Source organism: Kitasatospora kazusensis (genome assembly GCF_039529945.1).
Classification (GTDB): domain Bacteria; phylum Actinomycetota; class Actinomycetes; order Streptomycetales; family Streptomycetaceae; genus Kitasatospora; species Kitasatospora kazusensis.
The window spans coordinates 1-21,291 of the sequence record NZ_BAAANT010000061.1 but is presented as its reverse complement, the minus strand read 5'-3'; the positions used below and the strand labels follow the sequence as shown (position 1 = coordinate 21,291).

At 73.3% G+C, this 21,291-nt stretch carries 12 protein-coding genes and 1 pseudogene; 8 read left to right on the top strand and 5 right to left on the bottom strand.

The window, feature by feature from the left end; genetic code table 11:
- The first annotated feature begins 188 nt into the window (after positions 1-188).
- Positions 189-1,994 carry an ABC transporter transmembrane domain-containing protein gene (locus tag ABD330_RS29795; protein WP_344469366.1) on the top strand — a complete coding sequence of 602 codons (1,806 nt, stop codon included), beginning with the start codon at positions 189-191 and terminating at the stop codon, positions 1,992-1,994.
- The gene (locus tag ABD330_RS29790; protein WP_344469364.1) at positions 1,991-3,748 is read left to right on the top strand and encodes an ABC transporter ATP-binding protein; all 1,758 of its coding nucleotides are present in this window, start codon (positions 1,991-1,993) and stop codon (positions 3,746-3,748) included. The genes ABD330_RS29795 and ABD330_RS29790 overlap by 4 nt, the downstream gene beginning before the upstream one ends.
- A gap of 56 nt (positions 3,749-3,804) precedes the next feature.
- Here the strand turns inward: ABD330_RS29790 and ABD330_RS29785 are convergent, their stop codons facing one another.
- Positions 3,805-4,644 (bottom strand): oxidoreductase, encoded by an 840-nt coding sequence (locus ABD330_RS29785; protein ID WP_344469362.1) that lies wholly within the window; start codon positions 4,642-4,644, stop codon positions 3,805-3,807.
- A 570-nt stretch (positions 4,645-5,214) separates the two neighbouring features.
- Here ABD330_RS29785 and ABD330_RS29780 point away from each other — a divergent pair.
- The 5 genes and pseudogenes from ABD330_RS29780 (at position 5,215) to ABD330_RS29760 (ending at position 11,693) form a co-directional block, all read left to right on the top strand.
- Positions 5,215-7,413, top strand: coding sequence for an MMPL family transporter (locus tag ABD330_RS29780; RefSeq protein WP_344469360.1), 2,199 nt, complete (start codon positions 5,215-5,217; stop codon positions 7,411-7,413).
- Positions 7,414-7,435: 22 nt separating this feature from the next.
- Complete coding sequence (locus tag ABD330_RS29775; protein ID WP_344469358.1) at positions 7,436-8,632, top strand: sensor histidine kinase; 1,197 nt, start codon at positions 7,436-7,438, stop codon at positions 8,630-8,632.
- 3 nt (positions 8,633-8,635) lie between these two features.
- Positions 8,636-9,313, top strand: a complete 678-nt coding sequence (locus ABD330_RS29770; RefSeq protein ID WP_344469356.1) for a response regulator — start codon at positions 8,636-8,638, stop codon at positions 9,311-9,313.
- 236 nt (positions 9,314-9,549) lie between these two features.
- Positions 9,550-10,464: pseudogene (locus ABD330_RS29765) on the top strand (ADP-ribosylglycohydrolase family protein); the annotation flags it as partial.
- Between the two features lie 545 nt (positions 10,465-11,009).
- Positions 11,010-11,693 (top strand): ribonuclease H family protein, encoded by a 684-nt coding sequence (locus tag ABD330_RS29760; RefSeq protein ID WP_344469354.1) that lies wholly within the window; start codon positions 11,010-11,012, stop codon positions 11,691-11,693.
- Positions 11,694-11,806: 113 nt separating this feature from the next.
- Here the strand turns inward: ABD330_RS29760 and ABD330_RS29755 are convergent, their stop codons facing one another.
- The 4 genes from ABD330_RS29755 to ABD330_RS29740 form a co-directional block, all read right to left on the bottom strand.
- Positions 11,807-12,547 (bottom strand): class I SAM-dependent DNA methyltransferase, encoded by a 741-nt coding sequence (locus ABD330_RS29755; protein ID WP_344469352.1) that lies wholly within the window; start codon positions 12,545-12,547, stop codon positions 11,807-11,809.
- Positions 12,548-12,772: 225 nt separating this feature from the next.
- Complete coding sequence (locus tag ABD330_RS29750) at positions 12,773-17,032, bottom strand: bifunctional nitrate reductase/sulfite reductase flavoprotein subunit alpha (RefSeq protein WP_344469350.1); 4,260 nt, start codon at positions 17,030-17,032, stop codon at positions 12,773-12,775.
- A 237-nt stretch (positions 17,033-17,269) separates the two neighbouring features.
- On the bottom strand, positions 17,270-17,953 hold the full coding sequence (locus ABD330_RS29745) for an Rv1352/Rv1906c domain-containing protein (RefSeq protein ID WP_344469347.1): 684 nt from the start codon (positions 17,951-17,953) through the stop codon (positions 17,270-17,272).
- Positions 17,954-18,067: 114 nt separating this feature from the next.
- Positions 18,068-18,193: a hypothetical protein gene (locus tag ABD330_RS29740; RefSeq protein ID WP_344469345.1), complete on the bottom strand. Its 126-nt coding sequence runs from the start codon at positions 18,191-18,193 to the stop codon at positions 18,068-18,070.
- 59 nt (positions 18,194-18,252) lie between these two features.
- Here ABD330_RS29740 and ABD330_RS29735 point away from each other — a divergent pair, with 59 nt between their 5' ends.
- Entirely contained in the window at positions 18,253-21,192 is a 2,940-nt protein-coding gene (locus ABD330_RS29735) for an AfsR/SARP family transcriptional regulator (protein ID WP_344469344.1), read from the top strand.
- The last annotated feature ends 99 nt before the right edge of the window (positions 21,193-21,291 follow it).

Genomic DNA, 21,291 nt, shown 5'->3' with positions numbered 1-21,291 from the left:
GTTCCTTTCCCCCGTAAATCGGCTGTTCGCGGATCGGTGGAGATGGCTCCGTCAGCCTGGGCAGATGCCACGAAACTGGTTCTCCGCAATTAACGCCCACCTGCCGGTGGCGGCCACAGTCATAGCCCGTCGAGGAATGGGAAGAACATTCTGGCTGGGGCGCGGGAGAGCCGGTTAGGGTATCGCTCATGACGGACTCGTACGCTGATCCGGGTACGCCGGATCACCGAAGCGCGGCGCGCTACCTGTGGTGGCTGACCATGAGTCAGCGTCGGCGGGTGGTGGGCGGTGCGGTGCTCGGCAGCATCTGGATGGTCTGCCTGTTGCTGCCGCCGTACCTCATGAAGCGGGCGATCGAGGACGGGCTCCTGCCGGGGAGGACCGGTGTCCTGGTCGGCTGGGTGGCCGCGCTGGTCGGCGTGGCGCTGCTCAACGCCTGGCTGGGCATCATGCGCCACCGCATCATGACGCGAGTCCGGATGGACGCCACCTTCCGGACCGTCAAGGTCGTGGTCGCGCACGCGACCCGGCTGGGGGCGGAGCTGCCGCGCAAGGTCTCGGTCGGCGAGGTGGTCAGCGTCGGGACGGGTGATGTCGCGCAGATCAGCCGGACGCTGACGATCACGGGCCCGGGGGTCGGCGCGGTGATCGCGTACCTCGTGGCGGCCGTGCTGCTGCTGTCGGTCTCCGTCCCGCTGGCGGTCGTCGTGCTGCTCGGGGTGCCGCTGCTGGCGGTGGTGGTCGGGCCGCTGCTGGAGCGGCTCCAGGGCGCGGAGTCGGAGTACCGCGAGCAGCAGGGCGTGCTGACGGCCCGGGTAGGGGACATCGTCGGCGGCATGCGCGTCCTCAACGGCATCGGCGGCAAGGAGCTGCTGGCCGGCCGCCATCTGCGCGGTTCGCGGAGCCTGCAGGCCGAGGGCTACCGGGTCGGTGCCGTGACCAGCTGGATCCAGACGTTCGCGGTCGGCCTGCCCGCCCTCTTCCTCGCCCTGGTCACCTGGCTGGCCGCCCGGCTGGCCGCCGAGGGCACCGTCACGGTCGGCACGCTGGTCGCCGTCTACGGGTACGTCGCCGTCCTGGTGGTCCCGGTCTCCTCCTTCATCGAGGGCGGGTACGACCTCACCCGGGGCCTGGTGGCCGCCGGGCGGGTGGTCCGGATCCTCGACCTGACACCCGCCGTCGAGGACGCCGCGACGCTCCGCCCGGCTCCTGTCGGACCGTCCGCCCTGCACGACCCCGACTCCGGCGTGGCGGTGGCCCCCGGGCAGTTGACCGCGATCGTCAGCGCCCGCCCGGCCGAGTCCGCCGCCGTGCTCGACCGGCTCGGCCGCTACCGCGCATCCGCTGCCGACTGGGGAGGCGTTCCGCTCGCGGAGGTCGCGCTGGCCGAGGTCCGGGCCCGGATCGTGGTGGCGGACAACGATGCCGACCTGTTCGCCGGCCCGCTGCGTACGGTGGTCGGGGGCCGGGCCGAGCGCGCCGACGCGGCCATCGCCCAGGCCGTCCGGGACGCCGCCGCCGAAGACGTCGTGCAAGCGCTGCCCGACGGTCTCGACACGCCCGTCGAGGCCCGGGGCGGCAACCTCTCCGGCGGGCAGCGCCAGCGGCTGCGGCTCGTACGTGCCCTGCTGGCCGACCCGGAGGTGCTGCTGCTGGTCGAGCCCACCTCCGCCGTGGACGCCCACACCGAGGCGGCCATGGCCGCCGGGCTGTACCGGGCGCGCGCCGGGCGCACCACCGCCCTCACCTCGACCTCCCCCGTCCTGCTGGAGCGGGCCGACACCGTCTGCTACCTCGCCGACGGCCGCGTGGTGGCCGCCGGCCCGCACCGGGTGCTGCTCGCGTCGGAGCCCGGCTACCGCGCACTGGTGGCACGCGGCGGCGACGGACCCGCCGTCGCGGGCGCGTCCGCGTCCGCGCTCGCCGAGGAGGCCGCCGTTGCCACCGCCGCCACCGCGTCCGCGTCCGTGCTCGCCGAGGAGGCCGTCCGATGACCGCTCGGACCGAGGCGGCCCAGGGGCGGCTCCCGGTCGCCGGCGCCGCCGAGGCCCGCCGTGCCGCCGTCCGGCTGGTGCGCCAGGACGGCCGTCCGGTCGTCGTGATGCTCGCTCTCAACGGGCTGGCCGCAGCGGCCGGGCTGGGCGGCCCCTGGCTGCTCGGCCGGATCATCGACGACGTCAAGCACGGCGCCGGGACCGGCCGTGTCGACCGGCTCGCCCTGGGCATCCTCTGCTTCGCGCTGGCGCAGCTGCTGCTGGGCCGCTTCGCCCGGTACGCCGGGTACCGCTTCGGTGAGCGGACGCTGGCGCGGATCCGCGAGCAGTTCGTCGAGCGGGCGCTCGCTCTGCCCGCCTCGGTGGCCGAGCGCGCGGGCACCGGTGACCTGCTGACACGCGGCACCGCCGACGTCACGACCGTCGGCACCACCCTGCGCGACGCCGGGCCCGAGGTCTTCGTCGCGCTCGTCCAGGTCGTCTTCATCCTGGGCGCGATGCTCGCGGTCAGCCTGCCGCTGGGCATCTGCGGGGTGCTCTGCCTGTCCGGGATCTGGTTCGCCGCCCGCTGGTACCTGCGCCGTGCCCACGCCGGCTACCTCGCCGAGGGCGCCGCCAACTCCGTGCTCGCCGAGGTGCTCGGCTCCACCGCCGCCGGGGCCCGCACCGTCGAGGCGCTGGGCCTCCAGGAGCGCCGGATCGCCGCCGCCGCCGAGGCGATCGAGAGCTGCCGCACCACCCGTACCCACACGCTCAACCTGCGCACCGTGCTCTTCCCGGTGGTCGAGTTCTCGTACATCGCCCCGGTCGCGGTCATCCTGCTGATCGGCGGCGCCCTGAACAGCACGGGCGCGGTCAGCGGCGGCGCGGTCATCGCCAGCGCCCTCTACTTCTGGAAGCTCGCCGAACCACTGGACAAGATCCTGCTGTGGATCGACCAACTCCAGGGCGGCAACGCCGCCTTCGCCAGGGTCGAGGGCGTCGGCCGGGCCGTCGCCCCGGTCGCGGCCGGCGGCGGGCAGCCCGCCGACGGCCGGATCGACGTGGTCGGCGTCCGGTACGCCTACCAGGGGGAGCGGGACGTCCTGCACGGCGTCGACCTGACCGTCCGCCCCGGCGAGCGGCTCGCGGTGGTCGGCCCCTCGGGCGCCGGGAAGTCCACCCTGGGCCGGCTGCTGGCCGGCGTCGAGGTGCCGCGCACCGGCCGGGTCACGGTGGGGCAGGTGCCCGTCGCCGAGCTGGACCCGGCCCAGCTGCGCCGCCATGTCGTCCTCGTCTCCCAGGAGCACCACGTCTTCCTCGGCTCCGTCCGGGACAACCTCCGGATCGCCGCACCCGGTGCCACCGACCAGGAGCTGCACGCGGCGCTGGCCGCCGTCGACGTCGACTGGGTGGACGAGCTGCCGGACGGGCTGGACACCGGGCTCGGCGCCGGCGGGTACCGCCCGGACGCCCAGCAGTCCCAGCAACTCGCCCTGGCCCGTGTGGTCCTGGCCGATCCGCACACGCTGATCCTGGACGAGGCGACCTCCCTGCTCGACCCGGCCACGGCCCGGCACACCGAGCGCTCGTTGGCGGCCGTGCTCAAGGGCCGCACCGTGATCGCCATCGCCCACCGCCTGCACACCGCGCACGACGCGGACCGGGTCGCGGTCATGGACGGCGGCCGGATCACCGAACTGGGCAGCCACGACGAACTGTTGGCGGCCGACGGCGGCTACGCGGCGCTGTGGAGGTCCTGGCACGGCGCCTGACCGCGCCCAGCAGGAGGAACGGACCCCGGGCACCGGGCACCGGGCAGCGGATGCGGTCACTGCCCCGCCGGGAAGTCGGCGGCGGCGCTCGCCCCGGCCCACCTACGGGCCTCCTGGGCACGCGCCTCGCCGGAGGCCAGGGCCGCGGTCACGGCCTGGGCGCCGAGCAGCAGGCGGCGGGGCGGGTCGTCCTGGCCGAGGGCGTCGATGATCACCCGGGCGGCGCGGGCCGGGTCGCCGGGCTGGGTGCCGTTGTTCTCCTGCCGGTACCGGTTCATGGCGCCGACGGTCTCCTCGTAGTCGGATCCCACCGCGTGCAGTTCCATGGACGAGCCCTGCCAGTCCGTCCGGAAGGCGCCGGGCTCGACGATGACCACCTTCACCCCGAAGGGTGCGGTCTCGGCGGCCAGCACCTCGGAGAAGCCCTCGACGGCGAACTTCGCGCCCTGGTAGGCGCCCATTCCCGGCGTGCCGCCGACCCGGCCCCCCAGGGAGGAGAACTGCACGAACACGCCCGAGCGCTGCGCGCGCAACACCGGCAGCGCCGCCCTGGTGACGTTGACGACCCCGAAGAAGTTCGCCTCGAACTGCTCGCGGAAGTCCTTGTCCGACATCTCCTCGATCGGCCCGCTGTTGGCGTACCCGGCGTTGTTCACCACCACGTCCAGCCGCCCGAACGCCGTGACCGCGCTGTCGACGGCGGCACGGGCCGCAGCCGCGTCGGTCACGTCCAGGGCGGCGGTACGGACCCGTGCCCCGTGGCGGGAGACCAGGTCCGCCAGCTGCTCCGGCCGACGGGCCGTGGCCAGGACCTGGTCCCCGCTCTCCAGGACCGCTTCCGCCAGGCACCGCCCGAAGCCCCGGGAGGCGCCGGTGATCAACCAAGTGCGAGTCATGTCAGGCTCTTTTCGCTCTGTTCCGGGGATCCTGGAATCCCGGGATCGTGAGATCCGTCGGCCGCCACTCTCTCCGGTGGTGTGTGCACCGCGCATCAGTCATTTGACGCCAGGTCGGTCCCGGTGGGCGCGTTTCACCCACCGGGGGCGAGGATCCCGCCCTCCGGCGACCGACTGCGAACGTGCGTCGGAGCCGGGCGATCCCGGGTCCGGCCGGAAATCACCGTTCGGGCGGTGTGCTTCGCCCGGAGGGCGGTTCACCGTCGGTCTGCCGGCGGCCTTGCGCTGTCGGACGGTCTCCTCGGTCGTTGCCCCCCGGGCGCCGGCGCCGTCCGGATCGGCGGGCAGTTGGTGGGCGGGCCGTCGGTACCGGTGCGCGGCACGGTGCGCTGTGCGTGGTGCGGACACCGCGATCGCGGTAGGCCGACGCCGGAGTACTACGAGCGCAGCAGGCCGAGTGTCTGCACACGTTGGATGACGGATTCGCCTCGGTTGCGGAGCCTGGAAGGGTTCCAGGATTCAGGAGGTCCGATGTCTGTCCTTGCCCGCTGGTGCCACCGGCACCGGCTCGTGACCGTGTTGCTATGGCTCGGGTTGCTGGTGGGCCTCGGTGTGGTCTCCGGCAAGATCGGGACCGCCTACAGCAGCAGCATGTCCCTGCCGTCGACCGAGTCCAGCAAGGCGATGGACCTGCTGAAGTCGAGCCTGCCGGCCGCCGCCGGTGACCAGGACACCGTGGTCTGGCACACCACCGACGGCGGATCCGTGACCGACCCGGCGGTCAGGGACCGGATGACCGGGACGCTGGACGCGATCGCGCACAGCCCCGGCGTCGCCTCGGTGTCCAGCCCGTACGGCCCGCACGGCGCCGCGCAGGTCAGTCCGGACGGTCGCACCGCGTACGCCCAGGTGGTCTTCGACCAGGACGCCATGTACGTCCCCCCGGCCGACGCCGAGCAGGTGGTCAAGCTCGCCGACCAGGCCCGTACCCCGGCGCTGGACGTGCAGTCGGGCGGCGGCGCGATCGCCAAGACCGAGAGGCACATGGGCGGCGCCGGCGAACTGATCGGTGTCGCGGCCGCGCTGGCCATCCTGCTGCTGATCTTCCGGTCCGGCTGGGCCGCCGTGCTGCCGGTGCTGACCGGCGCGGCCGGGGTCGGCGCCGGGGTGATCGGCATCGGTCTGCTCAGCCACGGCATGTCGCTGGCCGACACCGCACCGACGCTGGCCTCGCTGGTCGGCCTCGGCGTCGGCATCGACTACGCGCTCTTCGTGGTCAACCGGCACCGCAAGGGCCTGATGACGGGCCTGAGCGTCGAGGAGTCGGTGGTCCGTGCGCTGAACACCTCCGGTCGCGCCGTGGTGTTCGCGGGCGCCACCGTGGTGGTGGCACTGCTCGGCATGCTGGTGCTGGGCATCGGCTTCCTGAACGGTATGGCGATCGGGGCCGCGGTCACCGTGGCGCTGACCGTGCTGGCCGCCATCACCCTGCTGCCCGCGATGCTGGGCCTGCTGAAGCTACGGGTGCTGAGCCGCCGTCAGCGCCGCGAGCTGGCCGGCCGGGCGCCGCTGGACGTGGCCGGCGCCGGTGCCGATGCCGGCGGCCGGGCCGGTGCCGAGGGCGGGGCGTTCACCCGCTGGGCGCACAAGGTGGAGGCACGCCCGCTGGGCAAGGCCGTGGTGGCCCTGGCACTGCTGGTCGCGGTGGCGCTGCCGGTCCTCTCGCTGCGCCTCGGCAGTTCCGATGCGGGCAACAACCCCAAGAGCAGCACCACCCGGCAGGCGTACGACCTGATGGCGCAGGGCTTCGGCCCGGGCTCCAACGGGCCGCTGCTGCTGGTCGCGCAGAGCACCGGGCCGCAGGACCGGCAGGCCCTGGACCACCTGGTCGCCGAGCTGAGGACGACGCCGGGCGTGGCCCGGGTCGCCGAGCTGCCGGTCAAGCCGGGCCAGCAGGTCACCCCGGTCAGCGTGGTGCCGACCAGCTCGCCGCAGTCCGCGCAGACCTCGGACCTGATAACCCACCTGCGCCAGGACGTGATCCCGGCGGCCGAGCAGGGCACCGGGCTGAAGGTGCTGGTCGGCGGCGCGACGGCGACCTCCGCGGACTTTGCCGACGTGCTCACCGGAAAGCTGCCGCTGTTCGTCGGCATCATCGTGGGCCTGGGCTGCCTGCTGATGATGATCGCCTTCCGCAGCGTGCTGATCCCGCTGATCGGCGCCGTGATGAACCTGCTCACCATCGGTGTGGCGTTCGGCGCGATCATCGCGGTGTTCCAGTGGGGCTGGGGCTCCGAGGCACTGGGCGCCGGCGCGGCCGGGCCGGTGGAGGCGTTCGCCCCCACGATGATCATCGCCATTCTGTTCGGGCTCTCGATGGACTACCAGGTCTTCCTGATCAGCCGGATGCACGAGGAGTGGCACCGCACCGGGGACAACCGCCGGTCCGTCCGGGTGGGACACGGCGAGACCGGGCTGGTGATCACGGCCGCTGCGGTGATCATGGGATCGGTCTTCGCCAGCTTCATCTTCGGCGGTCAGCGCATGATCGCGGAGTTCGGTGTCGGCCTCGCGGTGGCGGTGCTGCTGGACGTGCTGCTGGTGCGCCTGGTGCTGGTGCCTGCGCTGATGCACCGCTTCGGGCGGGCCAACTGGTGGCTGCCGCGCTGGCTCGACCGGGTGCTGCCGCACGTGTCGGTGGAAGGCGAGCCGGACCAGGACCAGGAACCGGCGTCGGCCCCCCAGCTGACCGTCGTCGGCCGGGCCTGACCGGTCGACCTAAGGTGGAGGGATGGCGATGCTCGAACGGTTCCGGGACTGGCAGCGGGTACGGCCGGCCGTCGCCGACGTCGTCGCCACCCTCATCTGCCTGGCGATCGGCGTGCCGATCGCCCTGAGCGCCGCCTACCAGCAGCACAAGTCGGTGTCGGTCACGATGCTCGTACTGGTGCTCTCCTGCCTGCCGCTGCTGGTACGCAGCCGGTGGCCGATCGCGGTGGCCGTGGCCACCGTGCTGGCCGCCGAGCTCAGCTTCGCGCTCACGCCTGCGGTGGCCTCCACGCCGGTCTCCGTCATCTTCGCGCTCTACTGGGTGGCGATCACCACCGACCGGGCCACCGCCTGGCGCACCGGCTGCGCCTCGGCGGTGGTCCTGCTGGTCTCCGGGCTGCTCTTCCGCCCCGGGGTCGAGAAGCTGGCGGAGAACCTCGGGGTGCTCGGCTGGACCGGCGCCGCCGTCGCCCTCGGCGACGCGCTGCGCAGCCGCCGGGAGCTGCTCGTCTCCTACCGGGAGCGGGCCGAGCGGGCCGAGCGCACCAAGGAGGCGGAGGCCCGGCGCCGCGTCACCGAGGAGCGGATCCGGATCGCCCGCGAGCTGCACGACGTGGTGGCCCATCACATCACCCTGGTCAACGCCCAGGCCGGTGTCGCCCACCACCTGATGCGCCGCGACCCGGAGCACGCCTACCAGGCGCTGGAGCGGATCCGCGACACCAGCCGGGCCGCACTGGACGAGCTGCGCGCCACGGTGGGCCTGCTGCGCGAGCGGGACGACGGCGAGGAGCCGCGTGAGCCGACGCCGGGCCTGGCCGACCTGCCGGCGCTGCTCGACTCGTTCCGGCACGCGGGGCTGACCGTCGGCCTGGAACGCACCGGCCCCGTCGGCGAACTGCCGCAGCTGACCGAGCTGACCGCCTACCGGATCATCCAGGAGGCGCTGACCAACACCCACAAGCACGCCGGTGCCGGTGCCGCCCTGGTGCGGCTGGAGACCGGGGCCTCGGCACTCACCGTCACCGTCACCGACGACGGAAACGGAGACGGCTACGGCAGTGGCAAAGGATTCCACGGCGACGCTTCCGGCACCGGGCACGGGATGATCGGCATGCAGGAGCGGGCCCGCTCCGCCGGCGGCACCCTGGACGCCGGTCCCCGCCCGGGCGGGGGCTTCCGGGTGCACGCCGAACTCCCGCTGCGAACCAAGGGCTGACCCATGACCATCCGCGTGCTGCTCGCCGACGACCAGGCCCTCCTGCGCGGCACCTTCCGGCTGCTGATCGACTCCACCGACGACCTGGAGGTGGTCGGCGAGGCCGGCACCGGCGGCCAGGCGGTGGCGATGACCCGGGCGCTCCGGCCCGACCTGGTGCTGATGGACATCCGGATGCCGGAGCTGGACGGCGTCGCCGCGACCCGGGAGATCAGCGCCGATCCGGCGCTCGGCGCGGTGAAGGTGCTGGTGCTGACCACCTTCGAGAACGACGAGTACGTGGCGGAGGCGCTGCGGGCCGGGGCCGGCGGGTTCCTCGGCAAGGGCATCGACCCGGAGGAGCTGCTGACCGCGATCCGGGTGGTGGCGGCCGGTGACGCGCTGCTCTCCCCGGCCGCCACCCGGGCCCTGATCGGACGCTTCCTGGCCCAGCCCGCCGTGGCCGTCCCGGACGGCCTGCCGGCGAGGCTGGCCGCGCTCACCGCCCGCGAGCGCGAGGTGGTCACCCTGGTCGCGGCGGGTCTGTCCAACGAGGAGATCGCCGCCCGGCTGTTCATCACCCCGCTCACCGCGAAGACCCACGTGAACCGAGCGATGGCCAAGCTGGACGCCCGCGACCGGGCCCAACTGGTCGTGATCGCCTACCAGTCCGGACTGGCCCGCCCCGGCGAGCCCGGCTAGCCGCTCCGCCGAGCGGTGGGGCGGGGCGGGGTGGCGCGGCGGCGCGGGGTCGCTGTCACCGGCCTGCCGAGGCGCGTCAGATCCTTGGGCCGACTCCCCGCCGTCCCCGCCGTCCCCGCCGTTCGCGCTGTGGACCGTGGTTGCGTCGCAGGTCGGCTCCCTGCGGTGGACGGCGCAGCGGAGCACCGGCGAAATCCGCTGGTTCGCCGTCGGAGGTGTTGGCATGATGCCCGGTGATGACTGATCAGTCCCTCCCCGTGACCTCCTTGCCTCGCTTCGATCACCGCGCCGCCGCGCGCGACTCCCTGTACGGACTGGCCGTCGGTGATGCGTTCGGCGCCCAGTTCTTCGTCCCCGAGAACCTGCCCGCCCTACGTGAGCGTCGGCTCCCGGCCGGACCGTGGCCGTGGACGGACGACACCGAGATGGCCTGCTCCGTGTCGGCCGTGCTGCGGTCGCGCGGCACGGTGAACGAGTGGGAGTTGGCGCAGTCCTTCGCACGGCGGCACGACTTCGACCGTGGATACGGCCCGGCGATGAACCGGCTCCTCCGGCAGATCCGGGAGGGCGGCTCGTGGCGGGAGCTCGCCGCCGGACTGTTCGACGGGCAAGGCTCTTTCGGCAACGGCTCCGCCATGCGGGTGGCGCCGCTCGGGGCCTGGTTCGCCGCGGACCTGGAGGAGACCGCGTGGCAGGCCGCCCGGTCGGCCGGTGTCACGCACACTCACCCGGAGGCGGTGGCCGGAGGAGTCGCGGTCGCGGTGGCGGCCGCCTGCGCCGCACGCAGTCGAGGCCGGCGCATCACGCCGCAGGAGCTTTTGCAGCCGGTGCTCGGGCTGACCCCGGCGGGGAAGGTCCGCGACGGCGTGGCCGAGGCGCTGGAACTGCTCGACCAGCCGCATGTGGAGCTGGCCGCTCACCGACTGGGCAACGGGCGGCAGGTCAGCGCGGTGGACACGGTGCCGTTCACGTTGTGGTGCGCGGCCAGATACCTGGACGACTTCGAGGCCGGGCTGTGGGCCACCGCCTCCGCAGGCGGGGACGTCGACACCACCTGCGCGATCGTGGGTGGCATCCTGGCCGCCCGCCTCGGCGTTCCGGGTATCCCGGGGAGCTGGTGCGCCGCAGTGGAACCACTGCCGCAGTGGCTGGAGTCGGACCGGGTCGGCACGGACGCGAGCCGGGCCGACTTCCCGCGACTGACCCCGGTCAGCCGTCCGAAACCGATCCGGGTTCCGGACCTCGTCTGGACGCCCGGTCAGTGGCAGCGGATCCGGCACGGCGTCCAGGCCCAGGCCATGGAGGAGAAGTGGGATGCCTTCCTCGACGGCGATCGGCTCCTGTTCTGCCGCAGCTGGACCGGTCACTGCGTCTTCGAGGTCACGGTCGAGCCGAGCCCGCAGGGTTGGCGGCCGGTGAGCGCTCGGGTGGAGTCAGCCCGCGACAGGTACCGGCGCGGGACCGACGAGGCCGAGAGCACCTTCCTGGAGATGCTCCTGAACAGGTATTTCGGCAAGGCGGACCGGCCGGACCTGTGGGAGCGCTACCAGCGGCTGCGCTTCGGCAGTTGATCCGTCGGCCGGCCCGGTGACGGCTGTGGCGGGAGTCCGTGCGGGCGGCTCCACGGGACCTCGGGCACCACGGGTCGTCCGTTGCGGCGGCGGGCCGTGCTGTGCGGGCCTGGCATGATCGGTGCATGGTCGAACGAGTCATCGCAGCATGTGACGGAGCAGCCAAGGGCAACCCGGGGCCGGCGGCGTGGGCCTTCGTGGTCGCGGACGGCGACGGGGTCCCGCAGCGCTGGCAGGCCGGTCCGCTCGGGCACAGCACCAACAACATCGGTGAACTGATGGCGTTGCAGCAGCTGTTGGCCGCGACGGATCCCGGCGTGGCGCTGGAGGTCCGCCTCGACAGCACGTACACCCGGGACGCGGTGACGAAGTGGCTGGTCGGGTGGAAGCGCAACGGCTGGAAGACCGCCGCCGGAAAGCCGGTGGCCAACCGCGAGCTGATCCAGGACATCGACGCGCTCCTGGAGGGGCGGGACGTCACCTTCGTCTACGTCGCCGCGCACCAGGTGGACGGCGATCCGCTGAACGCTATCGCCGACAAGGCCGCCAGCGACGCCGCCCGCACCCAGGAGGCGGCCGGCGGGACCGCTGCCGACCTCCCCGTGCCCGAACCGGCTTCGAGCTCCGCGGCGCGTGGCGGACGCTCCGCCTCCTCGCCCACGAAGCGGAGCTCCTCGGGCGGCTCGCGGACCCTGGCCGCGCGTTACGCCGGGACCTGCCCGTGCAGCCGTCCCTACGCGAAGGGCGACACGATCACCAAGGTGGGCAGCAGCTGGGGCCACCCGCAGTGCGCCGAGGCCCACGCCTGACGGCGGAGCGTCCGTTCACGGGCCCGCTCCCGGGCGGCCACGGCCGGGAGCGGGCCCGTGCCGCACCACGCTGCGGCCACGGCCGCAGCTGCGGCACGACGCGGGACCCGGGGTCAGGCGCGGCAGCGCAGCATCGTCAGCGGCGGGTTGGCGGCGTAGTCCGCCCAGAAGTCCTCGCCGTACTCGCGCACGCCGGCGGCGGAGATCTCCAGGGGGACCCAGGTGAGCTCCTCGAAGCCGGCCGCCCGCAGGCACTTCTCGTAGACCTCGCGGCTGGGCGGGTTCGCGACGAACGAGATCGGCGGGTCGAGGAGTGCGGTGATCCGCACGCGCGGCCCGATCTCGGTCCTCTCGCCGAGCGACTCGCAGCGGAAGCCGTACTTCTCCAGGGACGGTCCGTCGAACTGGAAGTCCGGGTTCTGCACGAAGGCGAAGAACCCGGCTCCCTCCGCGATGCTGCGGTGGATGTTGCGGCACATCCGCTCGATGGTGGCGACGTCCTCGGCGTAGTTGAACAGCTGGACCGCGACCGCGAGGTCGAAGGGCTGCTCGAAGGCGCGCAGCTCGGCGACGTCACCGACCTCGTAGTGCACACCCAGCGGGTCGCCGTCCTCCAGGGCCCGGGCGGCGTCGACCATCGCGGAGGAGATGTCGACGCCGAGGACCTGGGATGCGCCGCGGCGCTTGAACTCCCGGCTGTAGAAGCCGGTTCCGGACGCAAGGTCGAGGACCGACCTGCCGTTCACGTCCCCCACGAGGGCGAGGAAGCCGGGCACCTCGCCGTAGCGTGCGAGCGGGAGGGTCTTGAAGCCCTCGAACGCCTCGCCGATCTCGTCGTACAGCTGACCGCTCATCGTGCTGTTCCCCCTCTGCCCTCGGCGTCGGCCTTCGGGACAGGCCGCAGCCCCTGGCGGGAAGTCTCCCTCCCGTCGAGCGGGGCTTCGTACTGGCGGAAGCCACAAATCTGCTGTGGCCGAAGGCCGGTGAGGTCTTCGTGTTCGTACCGTTCGTACCGGAGGATCGGTGCGGGCGTCGGCGAGGCCGGTATCCGGACGGCGGGCGGTACCGGACGGCACCGGTCAGTAGACGTCCCGGGCGTAGCGCCGGTCGGTGGCGAGCTGCCTCAGGTACCCGGCGGCCTCCTCCTCGCTCAGGCCGCCGTGGGCGGTGGCGATCTCACGTAGCGCCTGGTCGACGTCCTTCGCCATCCGGCTCGCGTCGCCGCACACGTAGAAGTGGGCGCCGTCCTGGAGCCAGGACCAGAGTTGGGCGCCGTTCTCACGCATCCGGTCCTGGACGTAGACCTTGGCCCGCTGGTCGCGGGAGAAGGCGAGGTCGAGGCGGGTCAGGGTGCCGTGCCGACGGAACTCCTCCAGTTCCTGCCGGTAGTAGAAGTCGGTGGCCCGGCGTTGCTCGCCGAAGAACAGCCAGTTGCCGCCGTGGTGGCCGAGGGCCCGGCGCTGCTCCAGGAAGCCCATGAACGGGGCTATGCCGGTGCCCGGGCCGACCATGATCGCCGCCGTGCCCGGGTCGGCCGGCGGGCGGAAGTGGGCGGAGCGCTGGACGAACAGGGGCACCGGGCTGCCCGGCTCGGTGTTCGCGAGGAAGGCCGACGCGACGCCCTTGCGCTGCCGGCCGTGCGGCCCCTCGTAGCGGAGCACCGAGACGGTCAGGCCGACCTCGCGCGGGTGGGTGAGCGGGCTGGAGGAGATCGAGTACAGCCGGGGCTGCAGCCCTCTGAGCAGCTCCGCCCACTCCTGTGCGCCGACCCGGACGGGGAACTCGGCGAGCAGGTCCACCGCCTGCCGGCCCCAGGCCCACTTCGCCAGGCCGTCCTTGTTGTCCGGGCGGGTCAGCTGCTTGAGTTCGCGGTCGCCGGTGCGTTCGGCGGTGAAGCGCAGCAGGTCGGGGGTGATGCGGGTGATGTCCAGATGCCGCTGGAGGGCCTGCGCGAACGGCATGGGTGCTGCGCCGCCCAGGACGATCTCCTCCTCCGGGGAGAGGCCGGTGAGAGCCAGCCACTCCGCGACCAGGTCGGGGCAGTTGACCGGCCAGACGCCGAGGGCGTCGCCCGCCTCGTACTCCATGCCCTCCTCGCCCAGGTCGAAGGTGAACCGGCGGACCTCCTTGTTCCCGCCGGGCCGGCTCAGCAGCCGGTTGCCGGAGAGCCGGGCGACCCAGGGGGCGGCCTTGGTCGGCCGGGCCGCACGGCCGGGCCGCACGGCCGGTGCCCCCGCCGCGGGTGCTGCCGGCGCTGCGGGTGCCCGGGTGGCCAGCGCGGCGAGCACCTGGTCGAGCCAGCGCTCGGCGGGCTCCTCGTAGTCCGGCTCGCAGTCGACCCGTGGCAGCAGGCGCGCGGCACCGAGCTCGTGGAGGCGCTCGTCGAGCCGACGGCCGTGGCCGCAGAAGTCGTCGTAGCTGGAGTCGCCGAAGGCCAGCACCGCGTACCGCACGTCCTCGAAGCCGGACGGGTCGGCGGCGCCGAGCGCCTGCCAGAAGGCGGAGCCGTTGTCCGGGGCGTCCCCGTCGCCGAAGGTGCTGGTGATCAGCAGCAGGTCGGTGCCGGGCGACAGGATCCCGGGCGGGTGGTCGGCCATGCTGTGCAGGGAGGCCGGCCGCCCGGCCTCGGCGAAGCGTTTGCCGACGGCGGTCGCGAAGTCCTCCGCCCGGCCGGTCTGTGACGCCCACAGGACGACGACCCGGCGCGGGGGAGAGGCCTCGGCGGCGGTTCGTGCCGACCGGGCACCTGGTCCTGCCGACGGTCCGGCGGCGGCCGGTCCGTCGGTCCGGGAGTGGGTGCCGGCCAGGACGCCGTCGATCCACAGGGCGTGCCGGGCGTCGAAGGGGGCGCCCGGCGGCAGTGCCGGCACGGCGGCGCTGCCGCCGGGCGGAGCCGCTGCGAGCCCGGCGAGGAATCCGGCCAGGTAGCGCCGCTCGTGGTCGGCGAGGACCGGCGGGGTGAGGTCGCCCAGACCGAACAGGTCGATGAGCGCGGGGACGACGGCGGGGGCAGGGGCGGGGGAGGCCCGCTCCGGCAGCGGTACGACCGGCGCACCGCCGGCCGGCTGGTCGTGGACCGGCTGGTCCTGGGCCGGCCGGGTGGCCGGGCCGGTGGCCGGGACGGGTGCGCTGGTCCTGGTGAGGGCCACCGCGCAGACCTTGAAGCCGGGTTGGAAGGAGATCGGGTCGACCGCGTCGTCCGTCACCGCGTTGACGCTGAGGTACTCGCCGAACAGGTCGTTCCAGTGGAACGGCGCGAAGCAGTTCCCGGGCCGGACCCGGTCGGTGACGACGGCCGGCAGCACGGCCCGGCCGCGCCGGGAGGCCACCTCCACCCCGTCTCCGTCCGCGATGCCGAGCGCCGAGGCGTCCTGCGGATGGATTTCGACGAAGGGCCCGGGGTTGAGCTTGTTGAGCCTGGCGACCTTGCCGGTCTTGGTCAGGGTGTGCCACTGGTGTTGCAGGCGCCCGGTGTTGAGGACGAACGGGTAGTCGTCGTCGGGGAGTTCGGCGGTGGGCAGGTGCGGGCGGGCGAAGAAGGAGGCCCGTCCGGACGCGGTCGGGAACACCAGCCGGGGACGGCTGCCGTCCGGGCGCTCGACGAGGGTCTGGCTGACGCCGTCGTTGAGGTAGCGGACCGGGTTGCGGTCCGGGCCGTCGAGGGAGGCCGCCGGCCACTGCACGGGGGTGCCGCGCAGCCGCTCGTACGTGACACCGCGCAGGTCCCAGCCGGTCTTCGGGTTCCAGGCCTGTTTGAGCTCCTCGAACACCTCCTCGGCGCAGGTGTACGTGAACGCCTCGGCGAAGCCCATCCCGCAGGCGACGCGGGCGATGAGCTGCCAGTCCGGCAGGGCCTCGCCGGGCGGATCGACGGCGGCCTGGACGAGGGTGAGGTTCCGCTCGGAGTTGACCATGACGCCGTCGGACTCGGCCCAGAGCGTGGCGGGCAGCGTGATGTCGGCGTAGGAGTTGGTCTCGGTCTCGGCGAACACGTCCTGGGTGACGACCAGTTCGGCCGTCTCCAGTGCCTCGATCACGGTGCGGCGGTTGGCGACCGAGGCGACCGGGTTGGTGCAGATGATCCAGCAGGCCTTGATCTCGCCGGCGGCCATCCGCTCGAACATCTCGACGGTGCCGCGCCCGACCTCGGTACGCAGCGTGCCCTCCGGCACGCCCCACAGCCCCTCGGTGAAGCGGCGCTCCTCGTCGACCAGGACCGAGCGCTGGCCGGGCAGGCCGGGCCCGAGGTAGCCCATCTCGCGGCCGCCCATGGCGTTGGGCTGGCCGGTGAGCGAGAACGGGCCGCTGCCGGGGCGGCAGATCGCGCCGGTGGCGAGGTGCAGGTTGACCAGCGCGTTGGTGTTCCAGGTGCCGTGGGTGGACTGGTTCAGCCCCATCGTCCAGCAGCTCATCCACTCGCCGGCCTCGCCGATCCACTGCGCGGCCCGCCGGATGTCGGCCTCCGGGATGCCGGTGGTCCGTGACACCTTCGCGGGCGGGTAGTCGGCCAGGAAGGCCGCCGTCTCCGGCCAGCCCTCGGTGTACTCGGCGATGAACTCCGGGTCGGTCCAGCCGCCTTCGACCAGCAGGTGCAGCAGGCCGTTGAGCAGCGCGAGGTCGGTGCCCGGTCTGATCTGCAGGAAGAGGTCGGCCTTGTCGGCGGTCGCGGTGCGGCGCGGGTCGACCACGATCAGCTTGGCGCCGGCGGCCTTGACGCGGTCCATCATGCGCAGGAACAGGATCGGGTGGCAGTCGGCCATGTTGGCGCCGATCACGAAGAAGGCGTCGGCGCGGTCGAAGTCCTGGTACGAGCCGGGTGGGCCGTCGGCGCCCAGCGACAGCTTGTAGCCGCTGCCGGCACTGGCCATGCACAGCCGGGAGTTGGACTCGATCTGGTTGGTCCGCAGGAAGCCCTTGGCGAGCTTGTTGGCCAGGTACTGCGCCTCCAGCGACATCTGGCCGGAGACGTAGAGGGCCAGCGCGTCGGGCCCGTGCGTGTCGAGGACCGCCCGAAGGCGCCGGGCGGTCTCGGCGACGGCCTCGTCCACGCCCAGCGCCACGGGTTCGGTGCCGCGCTCGGGCCGGACCAGCGCCGTGGCCAACCGCCCCTGTGCGGCCGACAGTTCGGCATGGGTCGCGCCCTTGGTGCACAGCCGGCCGCCGTTGGCCGGGTGGTCCTTGTCGCCGGAGGCCTTGGCCACCGTCCGCCGGCCGTCGGCTCCCCGTGCGATGTCCAGCACGATCCCGCAGCCGACGCCGCAGTACGAGCAGACCGTCCGTATTCGGGTGGCCGTCGCCGTCCCCGCCCCCGCTGTCCCCGCCTCCGTCGTCTCAGCCACCGTGGTCCTCCCAGATCGGCCCCTGACGGTCCCCGGTCGGAGTCGGAGCGGCCGAGCGCGGGCCCGTCCCCCGTCACCGGACAATGTAGGAGAGCCCTGTTGCCGACAGGTGACGATCACGGCAGCCGCGCCGTTAAACCCACCGCACTCACGACGGATCCGGGTGTGAGCCACCCGTCTCCGCCCCCGTCTCCGCCCCGTCCCAGCATCCCGGGGCTGGGGGCCGCCCGCCTCCGGTCAGCCGGCCTTCACCCAGGCCTGGCAGCCCTGCGATTTGAACTCCACGTCGGAACTCCTGATCGTGACCACGCCCTGGCCGGCCAGGTTGTCGTTGGCGATGATCGAGTCGAAGCTCCCGGTGCTGTCCTTGCTGCGCTGCCAGTAGCAGTCGCCGAGGCTGCTGTCGGGGCCCGCGGTCTTGTAGGTGCCGGGCTGGATGTCCGTTCCGACCAGGTAGGTGCCGTTGCCGGGGATGGTGTCGGCCGGTGCGGGGGCGGCGGGAGGGGGCGCCGCCGCGGTCACGGTGGCGGTGGTGGTCGCCGTCACGGTGGTCGTCACGGTGGCGGTGACGGTGACGGTGACGGCAGGGGCGGGCGCCGGGGCTGCGGCCGGTGCGGTGACCGTCCGAGTGACGGTGGGCTGCGGCAGGGTCGGCGCGGGCGCCGCCGCCGCGACGCTCGTGGCGGCGGTGTCCTTGTGGCCGCCGACGAGGGCGCCGCAGCCGCCGATCAGTACCAGTCCGCCCACGATGGCGATGCCGATCTTCATGCTCTTCGGGGTGGTCTGCCTCGGCGGGCGTTGCTGCCACTGCGGGAGGTCCTCGATCGGCATGGCCGCACCGGAGGGCAGCCACTCGGGGTCGACGGGTTGCTCCTGCTGGGGCCGGCCCCAGGCGGGCGGGGGTGTGAAACCGTCGGGCATGCGCTGTCCTCTGCTGGGCACGGGCGGAACAGGAGACAGCGTCACAGCCGTAGATGATGTGCCGTCAGGGAGTGATGGACCCGTTACCGATCTCTCCGGCCACTCCCAGCATGGTCAGAAGACACCCAGGCTGGGGGCTCCACCGGCGCGCAGCCGCGCTGCCGCGAGTGCGGCGGCCCGGTCCCCGGAGCCGCCGTCGCCGAGCGGCTCGATGCGGACGATCAGCGGTCGGCGCCCCACTGGTACTGTGGCGAGGGCGGTCCGCCTGCCCAGTCGTACGAGGTCCAGAAGGTGTCCAGATGCGGTTCAGCGTGCTGGGTCCGCTGTCCGTCCAGGACGGTGCGGCCACCCGTCCGATCGGCTCCCCGACGGCTCGGAGACTCCTGGCCGTCCTCCTGCTGCAGCCCAACCAGCCGGTCACGACCGACCGGCTGAAGTCGGCGCTGTGGGGCGCGCGTCCGCCGGCCACCGCCGGTGCCTCGCTGATGAACCACGTGGCGCGGCTGCGCAGGACGCTGGCCGAGGAGGGTGCCGCGGAGTCGCGGATCCTGACGGTCGCGGGCGGATACGCGGTGCGGGTCCGCGACGGGGAACTGGACGCCGAGGAGTTCACCGGCGCGCTGCAGGCCGCTCGGGCCGCCTACATCGGCCGGGACTGGACGGCGGTCCGGCGCGAGACCGGCAAGGCGCTGGAGCTGTGGCGCGGCGACCCCCTCCCGGAGCTCGCGGACGTCGAGGAGGCGCAGCCGCAGGTCGAGCTGTTCGCGGACGCCCGCTGGCAGGCGCTGGAGTGGCGGATGGAAGCGGAGCTGGGCCTGGGCCGCCACCACGGCCTGGCCCCCGAGCTCACCGGTCTGATCGCCGCCCAGCCGTTGCGGGAGGCCTTCCACCGCCAGTTGATGCTGGTCCTGCACCGTACCGACCGCCGCGCCGAGGCGCTGGACGTCTACCTCCGGCTGCGCCGCACTCTGGTCAACGAACTCGGGGTCGAGCCCGGCGCGTTGATGCAGGAGGCACACCGGGAAGTCCTGACCGGTGGCGCGGCCCCGGTCGCCCGGGAGACGCCGCCCGCTGCCGCGGCGCCGGACGCGGCCGCCGCGGCGGATGCGGGCGGCAAGGCGGATACGGCCTCCTCGTCCGGCGCCGGACCCGCCGGTGGGCCCGGACCAGGCGCCCCCGGGCCCGCCGGTCGCACCATACCGAGGCAACTGCCCCCGGACGTACCCGACTTCACCGGACGCGACGCCCAGGTGGAGTCCCTGTACGCCGCGCTGGGCGGCACCCCGGCTGCCGTCGGCCCGGCCGTCGGCGGCTCCCGCGCACTGTCCGTCTGCGTCGTCAGCGGCGCCGGAGGCATCGGCAAGACCACCCTGGCCGTCCATGTGGCCCACCGGCTGGCCCCTGCCTTCCCGGACGGCCAGCTCCGGGCCGACCTGCACGGCGGCGGGGGAACGCCGGCGGATCCGGGTGATGTGCTGGCCAAGTTCCTGCGTGCCCTGGGCGTCCGCGCCGAGGACCTGCCGGTGGATTTCGAGGAGCGGGAGGCGCTGTACCGCAGCACCGTGGCCGGCCAGCGGCTCCTGATCCTGCTCGACAACGTCAGGGACGCCGCTCAGGTGCGCTCCCTGCTGCCCGGCACGGGGACCTGCGCGGTGCTGATCACCAGCCGTAGTGCCCTGCCGGGGCTGGACGGCGCGCACCGGCTCACCCTGGGAGTGCTGACCGACGGCGAGGCGACGGAGCTGTTCACCCGCGTCGTCGGCAGCGGGCCGGCCGGCGACGAGCCGGACGCCGTCGCCGAGGTCCTCAAGGTCTGTGCCGGGCTGCCGCTGGCCGTCCGCATCGCCGCCAGCCGGCTGGTCTGCCAGCCCGGGTGGACCGTGAGCACGCTCGCCGGCCGGCTCCGCGACGAGAACCGGCTGCTGGACGAACTCCACGTCGAGGACCGCGCCGTACGCACCAGCTTCGCGGTCGGCTTCAACGCACTCGTACCCGAGGACGCCGACGCCTTCGCCATGCTGGGCCTGTGGAACGGCGCGGACATCACCCCGCCGGCGGTGGCGGCGCTGCTGGCCGTCGCACCGCACCGGGCCCAGCGCTCCCTGGACGCCCTCTCCCGGGCCCACCTCGTCCAGGCGCGCCCGTCCGACCGCTACGCCCTGCACGACCTGCTGCACGTGTACGCGGCCGAACGGGCCGACCAGGGCCACTCCGCCCAGCAACGCGCCGACGCGGTACGCCGGCTGACCACCTGGTACCTGCACACCTGCGCCGCTGCGGGCGGGCACCTGCGCCCGCTCCCGCTGCGGCTGGATCTCCCGCCGGTCGACTTCGACGGTCCGCCGTTGACCTTCCGCGACCGCGACGCCGCACTCGCGTGGCTGGAGACGGAACGTCCCAACCTGCTCGCCGTCACGGAACAGGCCGGGCGCGCCGAGCTGTTCGAGCTGGCCTGGAAGCTGCCCGTCAGCCTGCTGTCGTTCTACGACCTGCGCAAGCACTGGACCGACTGGCTGCACACCTACAAGATCGGCCTCGATGCGACCCGTCGGCTCGGTGACCAGAGAGGTGAGAGCCGCATCCTGAACGGCCTGGGCATCGCCCACCACGACCTGAACCGCAACGAAGAGGCGCTCGACTACTACCGCGAGGCCCTGACCGTCCGGCGCGCCAGCGGTGACCGGCTGGCGCAGACGGCGACGCTGGGCAACATCGGCAACGTGCTGCAGAACCTCGGGCGCAACGACGAGGCCTTCGCGACCTACGACGAGGCCATCGCCATCAGCCGCGAGATCGGCGACCGCACGACCGAGGCGAACTCCCTCAACAACATCGCCTTCGCCCGGGCCGGGCTGGCCCAACTGCCCGAGGCCGCCGAGAGCTTCCAGCAGGCCGCCGAGATCCTGGGGTCCATCGGTTCCTCGGCTTCCCAGGCCGTCGCGCTGGGCAACCTCGGGGACATCCGCCTCCAACTCGGTGACCAGCAGGCGGCGGTCGCGATCCTGTCGCAGGCCCTGGAGCTGCACCGGCAGTTCGGCAACGTCTACGTCGAAGCCACCGTCCTGCTCAACCTCGGCAACGCCCTGTGCCACCACGGCCAGACCCCGGAGGGCCGGGACCACTGGCAGCAGGCGCTCGAACTCCTGGAGCGCATCGGCGATCCGCGCGCCGAGCGCCTGCGGGCCAGGCTCGAAACCCTCACCCCGCAGACCCGGGCCATCCGGAACCTGAGGGCCTAGGGCCAATGCTGGTGACTTTAGGTTGTTCTTGGCTGGGTGATGGTGGCTGTTGTCGCTTCTGGTGGTGGCCAGTTGCGGTGGTGGGCACGTTTGAGGGGC